At 70.5% G+C, this 13,492-nt stretch carries 13 protein-coding genes; 6 read left to right on the top strand and 7 right to left on the bottom strand.

The genetic code is table 11. The features are described from left to right. Positions 1–88 precede the first annotated feature (88 nt). From AWQ71_RS14475 to AWQ71_RS14455, 5 genes are all read left to right on the top strand, one after another. Positions 89–805: a helix-turn-helix domain-containing protein gene (locus AWQ71_RS14475; RefSeq protein WP_067132802.1), complete on the top strand. Its 717-nt coding sequence runs from the start codon at positions 89–91 to the stop codon at positions 803–805. A gap of 29 nt (positions 806–834) precedes the next feature. Beyond that, positions 835–2,244 (top strand): 30S ribosomal protein S12 methylthiotransferase RimO, encoded by a 1,410-nt coding sequence (gene rimO / locus AWQ71_RS14470; RefSeq protein ID WP_067132799.1) that lies wholly within the window; start codon positions 835–837, stop codon positions 2,242–2,244. Further along, on the top strand, positions 2,241–2,897 hold the full coding sequence (gene pgsA / locus AWQ71_RS14465) for a CDP-diacylglycerol--glycerol-3-phosphate 3-phosphatidyltransferase (protein WP_245658283.1): 657 nt from the start codon (positions 2,241–2,243) through the stop codon (positions 2,895–2,897). The genes rimO and pgsA overlap by 4 nt, the downstream gene beginning before the upstream one ends. Further along, entirely contained in the window at positions 2,894–3,391 is a 498-nt protein-coding gene (locus tag AWQ71_RS14460; RefSeq protein ID WP_067132796.1) for a CinA family protein, read from the top strand. Before pgsA ends, AWQ71_RS14460 begins: the two co-directional genes overlap by 4 nt. A gap of 253 nt (positions 3,392–3,644) precedes the next feature. Beyond that, positions 3,645–4,010, top strand: coding sequence for a helix-turn-helix domain-containing protein (locus AWQ71_RS14455; protein WP_061257752.1), 366 nt, complete (start codon positions 3,645–3,647; stop codon positions 4,008–4,010). Here the strand turns inward: AWQ71_RS14455 and AWQ71_RS14450 are convergent. The 3 genes from AWQ71_RS14450 to AWQ71_RS14440 are packed head-to-tail and all read right to left on the bottom strand — an operon-like array spanning position 4,007 to position 7,204. Then, positions 4,007–4,792 carry an Fpg/Nei family DNA glycosylase gene (locus AWQ71_RS14450; protein ID WP_067132793.1) on the bottom strand — a complete coding sequence of 262 codons (786 nt, stop codon included), beginning with the start codon at positions 4,790–4,792 and terminating at the stop codon, positions 4,007–4,009. The two genes, AWQ71_RS14455 and AWQ71_RS14450, sit on opposite strands and share 4 nt — an antisense overlap. Position 4,793: 1 nt before the next feature. Beyond that, positions 4,794–5,258, bottom strand: a complete 465-nt coding sequence (locus tag AWQ71_RS14445; protein ID WP_067132790.1) for an RrF2 family transcriptional regulator — start codon at positions 5,256–5,258, stop codon at positions 4,794–4,796. Positions 5,259–5,317: 59 nt separating this feature from the next. Next, positions 5,318–7,204 (bottom strand): endonuclease/exonuclease/phosphatase family protein, encoded by a 1,887-nt coding sequence (locus AWQ71_RS14440; protein ID WP_084258880.1) that lies wholly within the window; start codon positions 7,202–7,204, stop codon positions 5,318–5,320. 184 nt (positions 7,205–7,388) lie between these two features. Between AWQ71_RS14440 and AWQ71_RS14435 the strand changes: the two genes are divergently transcribed. Beyond that, a complete protein-coding gene (locus tag AWQ71_RS14435; protein WP_174550707.1) occupies positions 7,389–8,567 on the top strand; it encodes an ROK family transcriptional regulator in 1,179 nt (392 codons plus the stop codon). A 70-nt stretch (positions 8,568–8,637) separates the two neighbouring features. Here AWQ71_RS14435 and AWQ71_RS14430 read toward each other — a convergent pair whose 3' ends face one another. The 4 genes from AWQ71_RS14430 to AWQ71_RS14415 form a co-directional block, all read right to left on the bottom strand. Continuing rightward, on the bottom strand, positions 8,638–10,110 hold the full coding sequence (locus tag AWQ71_RS14430; RefSeq protein ID WP_245658282.1) for a glycoside hydrolase family 3 protein: 1,473 nt from the start codon (positions 10,108–10,110) through the stop codon (positions 8,638–8,640). A 93-nt stretch (positions 10,111–10,203) separates the two neighbouring features. Continuing rightward, positions 10,204–11,058 carry a carbohydrate ABC transporter permease gene (locus tag AWQ71_RS14425; RefSeq protein ID WP_067132781.1) on the bottom strand — a complete coding sequence of 285 codons (855 nt, stop codon included), beginning with the start codon at positions 11,056–11,058 and terminating at the stop codon, positions 10,204–10,206. Next, complete coding sequence (locus tag AWQ71_RS14420) at positions 11,055–12,077, bottom strand: carbohydrate ABC transporter permease (protein WP_067132778.1); 1,023 nt, start codon at positions 12,075–12,077, stop codon at positions 11,055–11,057. Before AWQ71_RS14420 ends, AWQ71_RS14425 begins: the two co-directional genes overlap by 4 nt. Before the next feature lie 4 nt (positions 12,078–12,081). After that, entirely contained in the window at positions 12,082–13,416 is a 1,335-nt protein-coding gene (locus tag AWQ71_RS14415) for a sugar ABC transporter substrate-binding protein (RefSeq protein WP_067132775.1), read from the bottom strand. Between the last annotated feature and the right edge of the window lie 76 nt (positions 13,417–13,492).

The raw sequence follows: 13,492 nt of genomic DNA, 5'->3' as shown, positions 1-13,492 counted from the left end.
CGGACCGACTACTGATTGAATGGGACCAACTACGCACCGTCGATGACGGGTGATGGTTCCGGCGTAGTCGTTTCGGGGGGCGGAAACTATGACCATAGGCGAAGCTCTGGCGGAGGCGCGGGAGCGCATGGGGTTGACGATCGGTCAACTCAGCCAGCGCACGCGCATACGCGAGACCGTGATCGAGGGCATCGAGCGGGACGACTTCTCGCTCTGTGGAGGCGACTTTTACGCGCGGGGGCATCTGCGCGCGATCTCCAGGGCGGTCGGGCTCGACCCCGACGAGACGGTCAGGCAGTACGACGAGTTGCGCGGCGGGTCCGTCATGCCGGTGCGCGCGTCGAGCGTGTTCAAGGCCGGCCGCTCCCTCGGGGCCCGGGCGCGCAGGGCATCCGGATGGACGATGGCGCTGGCGGTCGCCGTGGTCCTCGCCCTGATCTTCGGCATCGTCCGGCTGCTCGGCGGAGGTGGGGACGCGGTCCAGGAGACGGCGGCGCACACCCGGCGGGCGCCCGAGGCGCGGCACGCCCCGGCCAAGCCGGAGAGCGACATGGTCGTGCTCAAGGTCACCGCCAAGAGGCCGTCCTGGATCAATGTCAGGGACGGCGCGGGCCGCCAGCTCTTCCAGGGCACTGTCCCGAAGGGCAAGACGTCCACCTGGAAGGCGCGTGACCAGGTAAAAGTCGTCTTCGGCGACGCCGGCGCCTTCCACCTTGAGGTGAACGGCAAGGACCTCGGCACCCCGGGCAAGGGAGGGCAGATGCTGCGGCGCACCTACGGGCCGGGAGTCCCGGGTCCCCGCTAGGGCCCGACTCCCGATACCGTAGTTTCATCATGTCTTCTCGCCGAACCGTATCGCTGGTCACCTTGGGTTGCGCGCGCAACGAGGTGGACTCGGAAGAGCTGGCCGCGCGTCTCGAAGCCGCAGGCTGGCAGATGGGCGATGACGCGCCGGACGTCATCGTCGTGAACACCTGTGGCTTCATCGATTCGGCGAAGAAAGATTCGATCGACACGCTGCTCGCGGCGGCCGACTCCGGCGCCAAGGTCGTGGCGGCCGGCTGCATGGCGGAGCGCTACGGCGAGCAACTCGCCGAGGCGCTCCCCGAGGCGGCCGCGGTGATCTCCTTCGACGACTACACCTCGATCGGGGAGCGGCTGGACGACGTGGTGGCCGGCCGGGCGCTCAAGCCGCACACGCCGCGCGACCGGCGGCTGCTGCTGCCGATCTCTCCGGTCGAGCGGCAGGCCGCGCGGGCCCAGATCCCCGGCCACGGCGGTGACCTGCCGGAGGGCCTGGCCCCGGCCAGCGGCCCCCGCACGCTGCGCAAGCGGCTGACCGGCGGTCCCGTCGCCTCGCTGAAGCTCGCCTCCGGCTGCGACCGGCGGTGCAGTTTCTGCGCCATCCCGGCCTTCCGCGGCGCGTACGTCTCCAGGAGCCCCGAGGATCTGCTGGCGGAGGCGGGCTGGCTGGCCGAGCAGGGCGTCAAGGAGCTGGTGCTGGTCAGCGAGAACTCCACGTCCTACGGCAAGGACCTGGGCGACCTGCGGGCGCTGGAGGCGCTGCTGCCGCGGCTGGCGGCGACCGACGGCATCGAGCGGGTCCGGGTCAGCTACCTGCAGCCGGCCGAGGTGCGGCCCGGCCTGCTGGACGTGATCGCCTCCACCGAAGGCGTGGCGCCGTACTTCGACCTGTCGTTCCAGCACGCGAGCGGGCCGGTGCTGCGGCGGATGCGGCGGTTCGGCGACCCCCGGCGCTTCCTGGACCTGCTGGAGCAGATCCGCGAGCGGACCCCCGAGGCGGGTGTGCGCTCCAACTTCATCGTGGGCTTCCCGGGGGAGACCCAGGAGCACTTCGACGAGCTGGTGGCCTTCCTTCAGGAGGCCAGGCTCGACGTGATCGGCGTCTTCGGCTACTCAGACGAGGAGGGCACGGAGGCGGCGTCCTTCGACGGCAAGCTCGACCAGGAGGTCGTGGACGAGCGGGTCGCCATCCTGTCCGAGCTGGCCGAGGAGCTCGTCGCTCAGCGGGCGGAGGAGCGCATCGGCACCGACCTCGAGGTCCTCATCGAGGAGGATCTGGGCGACGGAGGCTACGAGGGACGGGCGGCCCATCAGGGGCCGGAGGTGGACGGTTCGGTCACCGTCCAGGGCATCGGCCTGGTGCCCGGGCAGATCGTCCCCGCCGTCGCCGTCGACTCGGAGGGGGTTGACCTGATCGCCCGGATCAAGGCCGGTCCATGACCGAGCGCAGCGAGCCTTCGATGACCGCCGCGAGTTCGCCGGAGATCATCCCGGAGCCGTCGGCGCCGCGCCTCGCCGAGCCGGCGGAGGCTCCCGCTCGCCTGGTCAGCACCTGGAACATCGCGAACGCCCTGACCATCGTGCGGCTGGCGATCGTGCCGGTCTTCACGGTGTTCCTCTTCATGGAGGGGGAGGGCTGGCGGTTCGCCGCGCTCGGGGTCTTCCTCATCGCCTCGCTCACCGATCAGCTCGACGGCTGGCTGGCCCGCCGGTACGGCCTGATCACCGACTTCGGGAAGATCGCGGACCCCATCGCCGACAAGGCGCTGATCGGGGCCGCGCTGGTGAGCCTGTCGCTGCTCGGCGAGCTGCCCTGGTGGGTCACCATTGTGATCATCAGCAGGGAGGCGGGGGTGACCCTGCTCCGGTTCATCGTCATCCGGCACGGCGTGATACCGGCCAGCTACGGCGGGAAGGTGAAGACCGTCCTGCAGATCGTGGCGATCGCGTTCTACATCCTCCCGCAGACGCCCGACCTGCTGCGGTGGCTGTCCATGGGACTCGCGTTGGCTGTCACGATCGGCACGGGCGTCGACTATGTGGTCCGGGCGGTCCGGTTGCGTCAGGTGGCGAGGAGGTCGCGGGCCGCGTGAGGGGTTCAGCCGCAGCGCACATCCTGTCGCTGCTGGTCAGGCAGGGGGCCACCGTCGCGGTGGCCGAGTCTTTGACGGGCGGCCTGCTCGGGGCCGGGCTGACCGACCCCATGGGCGCCTCGGCCGCTTTTCGCGGCGGCGTGATCGCGTACGCGACCGAGTTGAAGACGAAGCTGCTGGGGGTTCCGGCCGACCTGCTTGAGCGGGAGGGGGCCGTGCATCCCGACGTCGCCGTCGCGATGGCCAAGGGGGTCCGCGACGCCACCGGGGCCGACTATGGCCTGGCGGTGACCGGGGTGGCCGGTCCGGACATGCAGGACGGCAAGGACGTCGGCACCGTTTACGCCGCGCTCTGCGGCCCGGACGGTCGGGTCTGGCATCGGAACATGGTGTTGAGCGGGTCGCGCGAGAGCATCCGCGAAGCCACCGCCCAGGAGGCCTTGGAGCTCCTGAGAGGTGTGCTAGAAGCAAATTTGGGGGAACAATCGGGGTGATTACCGCGTTACGTCACCAGCGAACATGCTCGCCACGGTCTGCCGCGGTGTCGCTCGATACGGGTACGGTGGAGCTGTGAGTGAGGTCCGTGAGCCATCGGCGAGGAGCAAGTCCGGGAAACGGCCGGGGAAAGGGCCGAACGAACCAATGATGACGGCGAGGACTGTGTACGAAGGGCGTTCGAAGAACGAGCGATACGAGGTGACCGCGCGGAGCGCCGTGAAGACGCCTGCGCTCGGGAGGGAGCGACAGATGGTCCTGCTGCGTCAGCTGCTCGGTGATGTGCTGCGGCGGCTGCGGGTGCGGCAGAACCGCACCCTGCGCGAGGTGTCCACTTTGGCGCGTGTCTCACTCGGTTACCTGTCCGAGGTGGAGCGCGGCCAGAAGGAGGCGTCCTCGGAGCTGCTCGCCTCGATCTGCGGTGCTCTCGGTGTCCCGCTGTCCCAGGTGCTTCGTGAGGTTTCCGACCAGTTCGCGCTGGCCGAGCTGCAGCATGCGCCGGTGTTGGCCGACGTGCCCGAGCACGAGCGGCTGCCGATTCCGGAGACCGTCCCCGGTGGCCTACCCGGCCCCGAGTTCGACGGCTTTCCCGAGGTCAAGGACATGGTCGCCGCCTAGTCTGCCTGACAGGCGCGGCACCAGTAGATCAACCGTTCGTACGACCGCGGCCCGAGTTCTCCACTGCTGACCGGGTTACCGCAACGCCGGCAGGGGCGGTGTGCCCTGCCATAAACGAAGAATGCCCGCCCTGGCCGGGAGTCGCCGGTGGTGACCGGGGCCGGAGCGTCCTTGCTCGCGTCCATGATTCGATGGGCGAGCGTCACCACGTTTTCGAGTTCGTCCGCCGACAGCGACCCGACCGTCCGCCACGGCGACAGACGCGCGAGGAAGAGCGTCTCGGCTCGCCAGATGGTGCCGATCCCCGCCAGGTTTCGTTGGTCGAGCAGCGCCTCCCCGATGGTGGTCCCCGGCGCTTCATGGAGATTCCGCACAGCCGTCGCCGCGTCCCAGTCGGGGCCGAGGAGATCGGGCCCCAGATGGCCGACGACCAGGTCCTCCTTGTCCCGGCGCAGCAGGTCGACCACGCCCAGCTTGGTGCCGACGGCCTGCCATTCGACGTTGGCGAGGATCAGCCGTACGACGTCGCCGCGAGGGGCAGGCCGCCCGGCGGGGGAGATCCGCCAGGCACCGTCCATGCGCAGGTGCGTGTGGATCGTGAGGCCGCCCTCCACACGGGTGAGCAGGTGCTTGCCTCGGGAGACGGTTTCCAGGACGGTGTGGCCGCGCAGGTCGGCGGTGGCGTGCCGGGGCACCCGGAAGTCCGATCGGGTGAGCGTCCGGCCGTCGAGCGCCCCGCGCAGCCGCTTGGCGGCCCGATAGACCGCGTCGCCCTCGGGCATCTCAGACCGGCGTGTGTGAGTTCCACGCGGACGGGTCGGCGGCCAGGTCGGTGACCTTCTGGGGCAGCTCGCCCTTGGCGATCTGCTCCAGATTGACCTCTTCCAGGATGGCGCGCTCGCTGGCCCGCAACGCGATCCACACACGCTGGAGCGCCTCGGCCGCGCCGGTGTATCCCACGTGCTCGGGGCGCTCGCCTCGGACGTTGGCCAGCGGGCCGTCCACCGCCCTGATCACGTCGGCGAGCGAGATCTGGTCGGCCGGCCGGGCCAGGACGTAGCCGCCTTCCGGGCCGCGCTGACCGCGGACCAGTCCCGCGCGGCGCATCTGGAGCAGGATGTTCTCCAGATATTTCGGGGGCATCTCCTGACCCTTGGCGAGCTCGCCCACGGTTGTGGGTCCCTCGCCCGCGGCGGCGAGCTCGGCGGCGGCACGGAGGGCGTAGTCGACACGGGCAGAAAGTCGCATGTAGTCGATTATCCCGCCTGGTTGGGACTGGTTCGACGCCGCCCTCGGGCCGTACGCCCTCACTCCAGGCGGAGCCGTACGACGATCGGGAGATGGTCGGAGAACGGGACCCGCGGCACCCGGGCCTCGACCGCCCGCAGCCCGGGGGAGAGGAGCACATGGTCGATGCGCTCGGTGGGCGCGTCGGCGGGCGACGAGGGCGGGTCGCCGAGTGCGAGCAGCGGGTCGGAGAGTCCGGCGGCCGTGAGGACCCGCATCGCCGGATCGTCCGGCGTGGTGTTGAGGTCGCCGGCGAGGAGCACCGGCCGTGCCGTACCGCCTCTCGGCTGCGCGAGGGCGCGGACGATCGCGGCCGCCTCCGGAGCCTGCCCGGGCGGGGCCTGCAGGTGGGTGTTGACGATGCCGACCTCCGTGCCGCCGACGGTGAGCACGATCGCCTGGGCCTGGGCTCCGGTCGGGTAGTCGTGCCGGCCCAGGGGGTGCGAGACGATCTGCCGGACCGGCAGGTTCGTCAGCAGCGCGTCGCCCCAGAGCGGGTCGGCCGCGGGGGCGAAGTAGTAGCGCATGCCGAGGCCCGCGGCGATCCTGGCCAGGTCGTCGTGCCCGCCGTTGAGCATCCAGCCCCGGTCCACCTCGCTGAGCAGCACCACGTCCGGGCGCTGCGCGCGGGCCCAGTCGGCGATCCGGTCCAGGTCGAGCCGTCCCTTCAGGCCGAACCCCATGCGGATGTTGTAGGTGATCAGGGTGAACTCGGGCCCGTCCGCCGCCCGCGTGCCGGGGGCGGGCCGCCAGGAGAGCACCCCGGCGACCAGGGCCAGCGGCAGGGCGAACGCGAGCCACCGCATCGCCGGCCGCCCGGCCGGTACGGCGGGGCGGCGCCGGGAGATCCGCGTGCCCGTCACCGCGACCAGGACCGCGGCGGCGATCGGGATCACCACGTTGGGGAAGCCGAGGTTCGTGTCGTAGGCCGCGTAGTAGAGGAATGTGCCGACGAGGAACACCGCCATGCCGCCGAGGACGGCCGCGCCGTTCCTGGGTGGCCGGCCGGTGGGGAGGTCGCCGCGCGCGGCCTGGCCGAGGCAGGCGCCCAGGACGACCGGCGTGACGATGACGAGGCCGCCCGCCAGGTCGGTGGCCTGGGCGGACGCCGCGACGATCAGGATGAGCCCGGCCCAGCCGCTCCACGGGGCCGTCCGGGCGCACACGACGCCCCAGCACACCAGCACGACGCGCAGCGCCACGTCGAAGGACAAGAGCGCGGCCCAGTCCTGGCCGAGTTCGAGAAATCCGGGGCCGCCGGAGAACATGCCGGTGAGCATCAGGGCCGGACCGGCGAGGAGCCACACGGCGGCGGGGGCGAGGTCGCCCGGCCGGTGCGCGAGCCGTACGGACGTGAGGACGGCGGCCAGGAAGGCGGCGCAGAAGGCGAGTACGGCGATCCAGGGGAGCGGGCCGTCCCGCCAGACCAGGTCCATCCGGTCGAGCAGCAGGTGGACGACGGTGGAGGCCGCGAGTCCGGCCGCGATGCCGACGGGGGCGGCGTCGCGCGCGGCCGTGCGGGCGGCGCCGTACAGGAAGAGCAGGCCGGCGCACACGCCGATCGCGGAGAGGTAGAGCTGTGGGTCGCCGCCGTCGGTCGTCTGGAGGCCGATCCGGGCCGCGACCAGGGCGACGGCGCCGAAGAGCAGGATCGGGCGGACGCCCGTGAGACGCGCGACCGGTGCCGCGGCGAAGGGCAGCGCGAACCACAGCGCGGCGAAGAGTCCCATCTGTTCCGGTGGGGTCTCGCCGGCCCTGCCGTACAGGGTGATCAGGGAGGGCAGGAAGCCCCGCAGCACGTCGCTGAGCAGCAGGACGCCCAGGGCGATGGCGACGGGGGTCGCGGCCCGGGGAGTGAGCCGGCCCACGATGGGGGTGTCGCGATTTTCGGTGACCTGTCCGGCCATGCGCTCTCCTCTGCCGAAGACATGAGCGATCCTCGTACTTCTTGATCGGGAGGGCAATAGCGAGGTCTCAGGGTTTCCGTCCGATGCGGGGGGATTGCCTGATCGCTAAGCTGGCAGGAAACTTTGCTGATTGGTCGCGGGCGCACCTAACGGATTTTCGGGGGCGAGCATGGAAAGTAGGACGGTGGAGCGACGTCCCGGCGTCCCGAGGCTGCTACGGGAGATCAACGATCGGGCCGCGCTCGAACTGCTCCTCGCCTCGGGGCCGCTCACCAGGGGCCAGATCGGCGAGCTGACCGGGCTGTCCAAGGTCACCGCGTCGCAGACGCTCGCCCGGCTGGAGGAGCGCGGCCTCGTCGAGGTCGTCGGCGAGCAGGCGGGCAACAGGGGCCCGAACGCCGCTCTGTACGGCGTGGTCCCCTCCTGCGGGTACGTCGCGGGGCTGGACGTGGGCCCGCGGCGGGTCGCGGCGGCGATCGCCGACATCAACGGCAAGGTGGTCGCCCAGGTGACCGTGGAGCCCGGCGAGCACGAGGACCCGGTCTCCGCGGTCCACAGCGCCGTCGTCAAGGCGTGCCGGTCGGCCAAGGTGGCGCTGTCGCGGCTGCGCGGCGTCGTGATCGGCACACCCGGCGTCGTGGACCCGCGGAGCGGCGACGTGCGGTTCTCCTTCGACCTGCCGCACTGGCACGAGGGCATCCACGCGGCGCTGGCCCGCGACCTGCGTCGCGAGGTCACCATAGAGAACGACGTCAACCTCGTGGCGGTCGCGGAACGTGCCAACGGGGCGGCCCGGAACGACGAGGACTTCGTGCTTGTCTGGGTGGGCCGCGGCATCGGCCTCGCCGTCGTCCTCGGCGGCCGGTTGCACCGCGGCCGGACCGGGAGCGCGGGCGAGATCGGCTACCTCCCCGTGCCCGGCGTGCCGCTGGCCGAGACCGTGAAGGCGACGCCCGGGCGGCTGCCCTCGCTCGCCGGCGGCCTGCAGTCCCTGGTCAGCTCCGAGGCGGTGACCGAGCTGGCTCGCGAGTACGGGTTCGTCGGCGGCAGCGCGGCCGAGTGCGTGACGGTGGCGGTGGAGGCCGGGGAGCCCGGCGGGCCGCTGCTGGACGAGATCGCCTCCCGGCTGGCCCTCGGCGTCGCGTCGGTGTGCGTGGTGCTCGACCCGGGGCTGGTGGTCCTCGCCGGAGAGGTCGGCCGGGCGGGAGGCACGGAGCTGACCGCGCGGGTGGAGGAGGCGGTCGCGCGGATCTGCCTGATCCGCCCCAAGGTGGCCACCACCGAGGTCGAGGGCAACCCGGTGCTCCGCGGCGCCGTCCTGGCCGCGCTCGAACAGGCCCGCGAGGAGATCTTCGCTTCTTAGCGCGTCCGGGTACGGCGGAAGCCCGGCCGCGCGGGTGCGCGCGGGCCGGGCGTCCATGCTGTTCCTGGAGCTAGACCGTGAGCAGCTCCACGGCCGCCTGGGCGTTGGCCCGCGCGGCTCCGTAGGTCGCGATGTACGCCGCCGCCCGGGGTCGCCAGACGGGCAGCCCCATCTCGACCACCACCCCGTCGGGGCGTTCGGCGAGGAGGGTGGACACGAGGTCGCGGCTGAGGGGATACCGGTGCGCGTCCTTGACCACGATGACCAGCGAGCGGCCCTTGGCGCGGCCGAGCAGCTCGGCGGGCTGGGCCGCGTCCGGCTTGATCCGGACGATCTCGGCCTCGGGCAGCCACGGCGCGACGCCCCACGGGACGTCCCCGACCGCGATCGTCGGCGGGGTGTCCACCTCGATCACGAACGGATCCACCAGGGGTGCCGGCGATCCGGAGAGGGTGACGGCGCGGCGGGCGGCGTCCAGGCCGATGATGTCGCTCTCCGCCGCCTCGTCGCGCGCGAGCGCGAACCACTCGCGCAGTCGCGCGACGCGGTCGGCGGCCTCCTCAAGGCGGGCGAGCGGTAGCCGGCCGTCGGCCACGGCCCGGATGATCTCGTCCAGGAGGCCGTGGATCTCCTGCTGTGTCGGGAGCGGTCCGAGGCAGAGCAGGTCGGCGCCCGCGGCCAGGGAGAGCACGGCGCCGCCGCCGAGCCCGACGCTCTTGGAGATCGCGTGCATGTCGAGGGCGTCGGAGATCACGACGCCGTCGTAGCCCATCTCCCCGCGCAGCAGCGTGGTCAGCGCGGCGGGGGAGAGCGTGGCGGGAGCCGTACCGGTGAGGTGGGGGACCGCCACGTGCGCCGTCATGATCGACTTGGTGTCCGCTTCGATGGCGGCGCGGAAGGGCGCCAGCTCGCGCTCCCAGAGGAGGTCGCGCGGAACGTCCACCCGCGGGATCTCCAGGTGGGAGTCCTGCCGGGTGGCGCCGTGCCCGGGGAAGTGCTTGACGCAGGCCGCGATCCCGAGCGCCTGCAGCCCGCGTACGGCGGCCACGGTGTGCCGGGAGACCAGCTCGGTGGACGCGCCGAAGGACCTGGTGCCGATCACCGGGTTGTCGTCCGCGGAGTTCACGTCGGCCACCGGGCCCATGTCGAGGTTGACGCCGGACCTGGCCAGGTCCGCCGCGATCGAGCGGTAGACCCGCTCGGTGAGTTCGACGTCGTCGACCGCGCCCAGCGCCGCGTTGCCCGGGTACGGGCTGCCGGTGTGGTACGCGATGCGGGTGACGTCGCCCCCCTCCTCGTCGAGCGAGACCACCGGGTGGCCCGCTCCGCCGAGCTGCGCGGTGAGGCGGGAGAGCTGCTCGGGGCTCTCCACGTTGAATCCGAAGAGGGTGACACCGCCGAGGCCGTTCTCCAGTTCGTGGAGAACCCAGTCCGGGGCGGTCGTGCCGGGGAAGGCGACGAGCAGCGTGCCGGCCGCGAGACGGTATAGCCCCCGGTTGCCGATGCTCGCGGAGAAGTCGGACATGGCTGTCTTCGGCTCCATGACTGTCGTGGTACGGCTCCCGCGATATGCCGGAGCCGTACGAGATGGCGTGGATGGCGCTGATGGTTCAGCGCGCGGTGGTGAGGGGCGGGTTCAGCCCTTGACGGCGCCCGCGACGAGTCCGGAGACCATGCGCCGCTGCACCAGGAGGAAGAAGATGAGGACCGGGATGGTCATCAACGTCGAGGCGGCCATGATGCCGCCCCAGTCCGTCGAGCGCTGGCCGACGAAGAACTGCAGGGCGACCGGCATCGTGTACTTGCCCTGGTCGTTGATCAGCGTCAACGCGTAGGCGAACTCGTTCCAGGTGGTGATGAACGAGAAGATGCTGGTCGCGACCAGGCCGGGAGCCACCAGCGGGAACAGCACCCGCCAGAAGGTCGAGAACCGGCTGGCGCCGTCGATCCAGGCCGCCTCCTCCACCTCCTTGGGCACCGCGGCGACGAACGTGCGCAGCATCCAGACGGAGAAGGGCAGGGTGAGCCCGACGTTGATCACGACCAAGCCGATGAGCTGGTCGTACATGCCGAGCCGCTTCACCATGGTGAACAGCGAGATCAGCAGGGCCTCGGCGGGCACCATCTGCACGATCAGCAGCAGGATCAGGAACGAGGTGCGGAACCGGAACCTGAACCTGGCCACCGCGGTCGCGGCGAGCAGCGCGAAGACCGCGCCGAGCGCGACGGCGCTGACCGCCACGATCGCGCTGTTCAGCAGGTACTGCCAGATCGAGTGCCCGGCGACGCCCTTGGTGAACACCCGGGAGATGTGGTCGAGCGACGGCGGGCTGGGGAACGGGATGAACTCGGTGGTGAAGATCTGGTCGTTCGGTTTGAACGCGGTGGAGATCATCCAGTAGACGGGGAACACCGCGAACAGGAACACGACGATCCCGGCTCCGTTGAGCGCGGCGCGCCCGAGACGCTTGCGGGTCAGACCGTCGTTCATCGGATGTCGTCCTCCGTCTTCACGATCTGCCGGACGTACACGAAGGTGATCACCAGCAGGATGGCCGTCAGCACGACGGCGATCGCGGCGCCGATGCCCATCTTCGGCGGGTTGCTGAACGCCTCGGCGTAGCTCCACAGGGAGAGGTTGAACGCGTCCCGGTTCACGGTGCCGCCACCCAACAGGTAGAGCTGGGTGAAGACCTTGAAGTCCCAGATGATGGACAGCACCATCAGAACCGAGAACACCGGCTTGAGCAGCGGGAAGGTGACCTTCCTGAACGTGGTGAAGGGGCCGGAGCCGTCCATCTGGGCGGCCTCGTACAGCTCGCTGGGGATGCTCTTCAGACCGGCGAGGACCGACACCGCGATGAACGGGAAGGCCCCCCAGACCACCATGAGGACGAACACGAAGTAGATGGTGATCGTGCTGTTGAACCAGGGGTGCCCGCTCCAGTCGGAGACCCCGAAGACCAGTTCGGACAGCCAGGTGGGGACCAGGTTCAGCGACCAGTTCACCACGCCGGAGTCCGAGTCGAATATCCACTTCCAGACCACGCTCTGCGCGGTGGGCGGGGTCGCCCAGGCGGCCATGATGCCGACGATGACGAGCATCGACATCTTCTTGCCGAGCTTGTTGAGCAGCAGGCCGACGAGCGTTCCGAGGATCAGCGTCAGGGCGACCGTGACGGCGGCGAACAGGATGGTGTTACGCAGCGACGGCCAGAACAGGTCGGACTCGAAGATGTGGGTGTAGTTGTCCACCCCCACGAACTCCGCGGGGCGCGGGTTGATCGCTTTGATCTGCGCCAGTCCGACCTTGTGGAAGGACATGTCGATTATCTGGTACAGCGGGTAGAGCAGCAGCGCCGCGATGACCAGGAGACCGGGTAGGAGCAGGACGTACGGAACGACCCAGTCGGGGAGCCCGCTGGATCTGTGCGGTGACTGTCGCGGGCGCCGCGCCGGGGCGGAGGAGTTGTCCCCGCCCCGGGCCGCTGTCGACGTGTGAGTCGTCATGGCGTTACTGGTTGAGGATGTTCTCGAGCTCGGTGTTGGCGTCCGCCAGAGCCTGGTCCACGTTCTTCTTGCCGTCGATCACGGAGCGGGCCGCGTTCTGCAGCACCGCCTTGGTGTCGTTGGCCTCAGCCCAGTTGGGGCTGGCGGGGAAGCCCTTCGCGACCTTGAAGGTGTCGGTGAACGGCTTCTGCGCCGGGTCGTTGCCCAGCTCGGCGAGCGCGTCCGGGTAGAGCGGGAGCAGGCCGCCCTCCTTGGCGTACCGGACGCCGAACTCCTTGCCCGCGGCGAGCTTCAGATACTCGGCGGCCAGCTCGGGGTTCTTGGCGTCCTTCCAGATGGCGATGTCGTTGCCGCCCTGGAAGGCCGGGGCCGGGCCGCTGCCGTCCTTCGCGGGGAGCGAGAAGAACGCCATCTTCGACTCGTCGATCTTGCCCTTGCTCTGCTCCTTGATGGCGGCGATGTCCCAACCGCCGGTGACGTACATGCCGACCTTGCCCGCGGCGAAGCGCTGGGAGATGTCGACGGAGTTCTGGGTCAGGCGGCCCTTGCCGGAGACGCCGTCCTTGGCGACCAGGTCCGTGTAGAACTGGAAGCCCTCCTTGAAGGCGGGCTCGGTCAGCTTGCCGACCCACTTGCCGCCCTCGAAGGCGGCGAAGTCGCCGCCGGCCGACCAGACGAACGGCGAGAGCGACATGTTGGCGTCCGACCCGCCGTTGAAGGCGAAGCCGTCCACGTCCTTGCCCTGCTTCTCGACGATCTTCTTGGCCGCGGAGACCAGCTCGTCCCAGTTCGTCGGCACGGAGATGCCGAGCTTGTCGAACCAGTCCTTGCGGTACAGCACGGCGCGGGTGCCGCCGCCCCAGGGCGCCGCGTAGATCTTGCCGTCGATGGTCTCGTAGCTCCACAGGTTCTGCGGGATCTGCTGCAGGTCCGCGTCGCTCTTGGTCAGGTCGGTGATGTCGGAGAGCGCCTCCTGCTGCACCCACGCGGCGACCTGGTCGTTGCCGAACTCGGTGACGTCCGGGCCCTCGCCGCCGGCGAGCGCGGCGGTCCACTTCTTCTGGGCGTCGGGCCACGGGATGTACTGGACCTTGGCCTCCGCGCCGGTGACCTCCTTGAACTTGGCGCCCAGGTCGGCCATGTACTTGTCGGAGACCTCAGTGGGAGCGCCGAGGCGCCACACGGTGAGGGTCTGCCCGGCGTACTTGGGGCCGGACGCGGCGTCGGACGCGGCGGCGGTCTGCTGCGTCGCGGGCTTGTCCTCGCTGCTGCAAGCGGCGAGACCCAGGGCCAAAGCGGCGGTCGCGGTGGTGGCGGCCGTGATCTTCACGAACTTCACGTTGGGTTTCTCCCTTCCCGGCTTCACGTCGGGGTGGCGCTCGGTTGGCGCGTCCCGTGGCCTGATCGCTTGCCTC

Source organism: Microtetraspora malaysiensis (assembly GCF_001528665.1).
Taxonomy (GTDB): Bacteria; Actinomycetota; Actinomycetes; order Streptosporangiales; family Streptosporangiaceae; genus Microtetraspora_A; species Microtetraspora_A malaysiensis.
This window is presented reverse-complemented; position numbering and strand designations above follow the sequence as displayed.

What these genes read in the sequence shown, in the direction of transcription:
- AWQ71_RS14430 (WP_245658282.1), bottom strand. Translation starts at nt 10,110, where the DNA reads ATGGAGCCGAAGACAGCCATGTCCGACTTCTCCGCGAGCATCGGCAAC.
- AWQ71_RS14440 (WP_084258880.1), bottom strand. Translation starts at nt 7,204, where the DNA reads ATGGCCGGACAGGTCACCGAAAATCGCGACACCCCCATCGTGGGCCGG.
- AWQ71_RS14420 (WP_067132778.1), bottom strand. Translation starts at nt 12,077, where the DNA reads ATGACGACTCACACGTCGACAGCGGCCCGGGGCGGGGACAACTCCTCC.
- AWQ71_RS14475 (WP_067132802.1), top strand. Translation starts at nt 89, where the DNA reads ATGACCATAGGCGAAGCTCTGGCGGAGGCGCGGGAGCGCATGGGGTTG.
- AWQ71_RS14455 (WP_061257752.1), top strand. Translation starts at nt 3,645, where the DNA reads ATGGTCCTGCTGCGTCAGCTGCTCGGTGATGTGCTGCGGCGGCTGCGG.
- rimO (WP_067132799.1), top strand. Translation starts at nt 835, where the DNA reads ATGTCTTCTCGCCGAACCGTATCGCTGGTCACCTTGGGTTGCGCGCGC.
- AWQ71_RS14450 (WP_067132793.1), bottom strand. Translation starts at nt 4,792, where the DNA reads ATGCCCGAGGGCGACGCGGTCTATCGGGCCGCCAAGCGGCTGCGCGGG.
- AWQ71_RS14425 (WP_067132781.1), bottom strand. Translation starts at nt 11,058, where the DNA reads ATGAACGACGGTCTGACCCGCAAGCGTCTCGGGCGCGCCGCGCTCAAC.
- pgsA (WP_245658283.1), top strand. Translation starts at nt 2,241, where the DNA reads ATGACCGAGCGCAGCGAGCCTTCGATGACCGCCGCGAGTTCGCCGGAG.
- AWQ71_RS14445 (WP_067132790.1), bottom strand. Translation starts at nt 5,258, where the DNA reads ATGCGACTTTCTGCCCGTGTCGACTACGCCCTCCGTGCCGCCGCCGAG.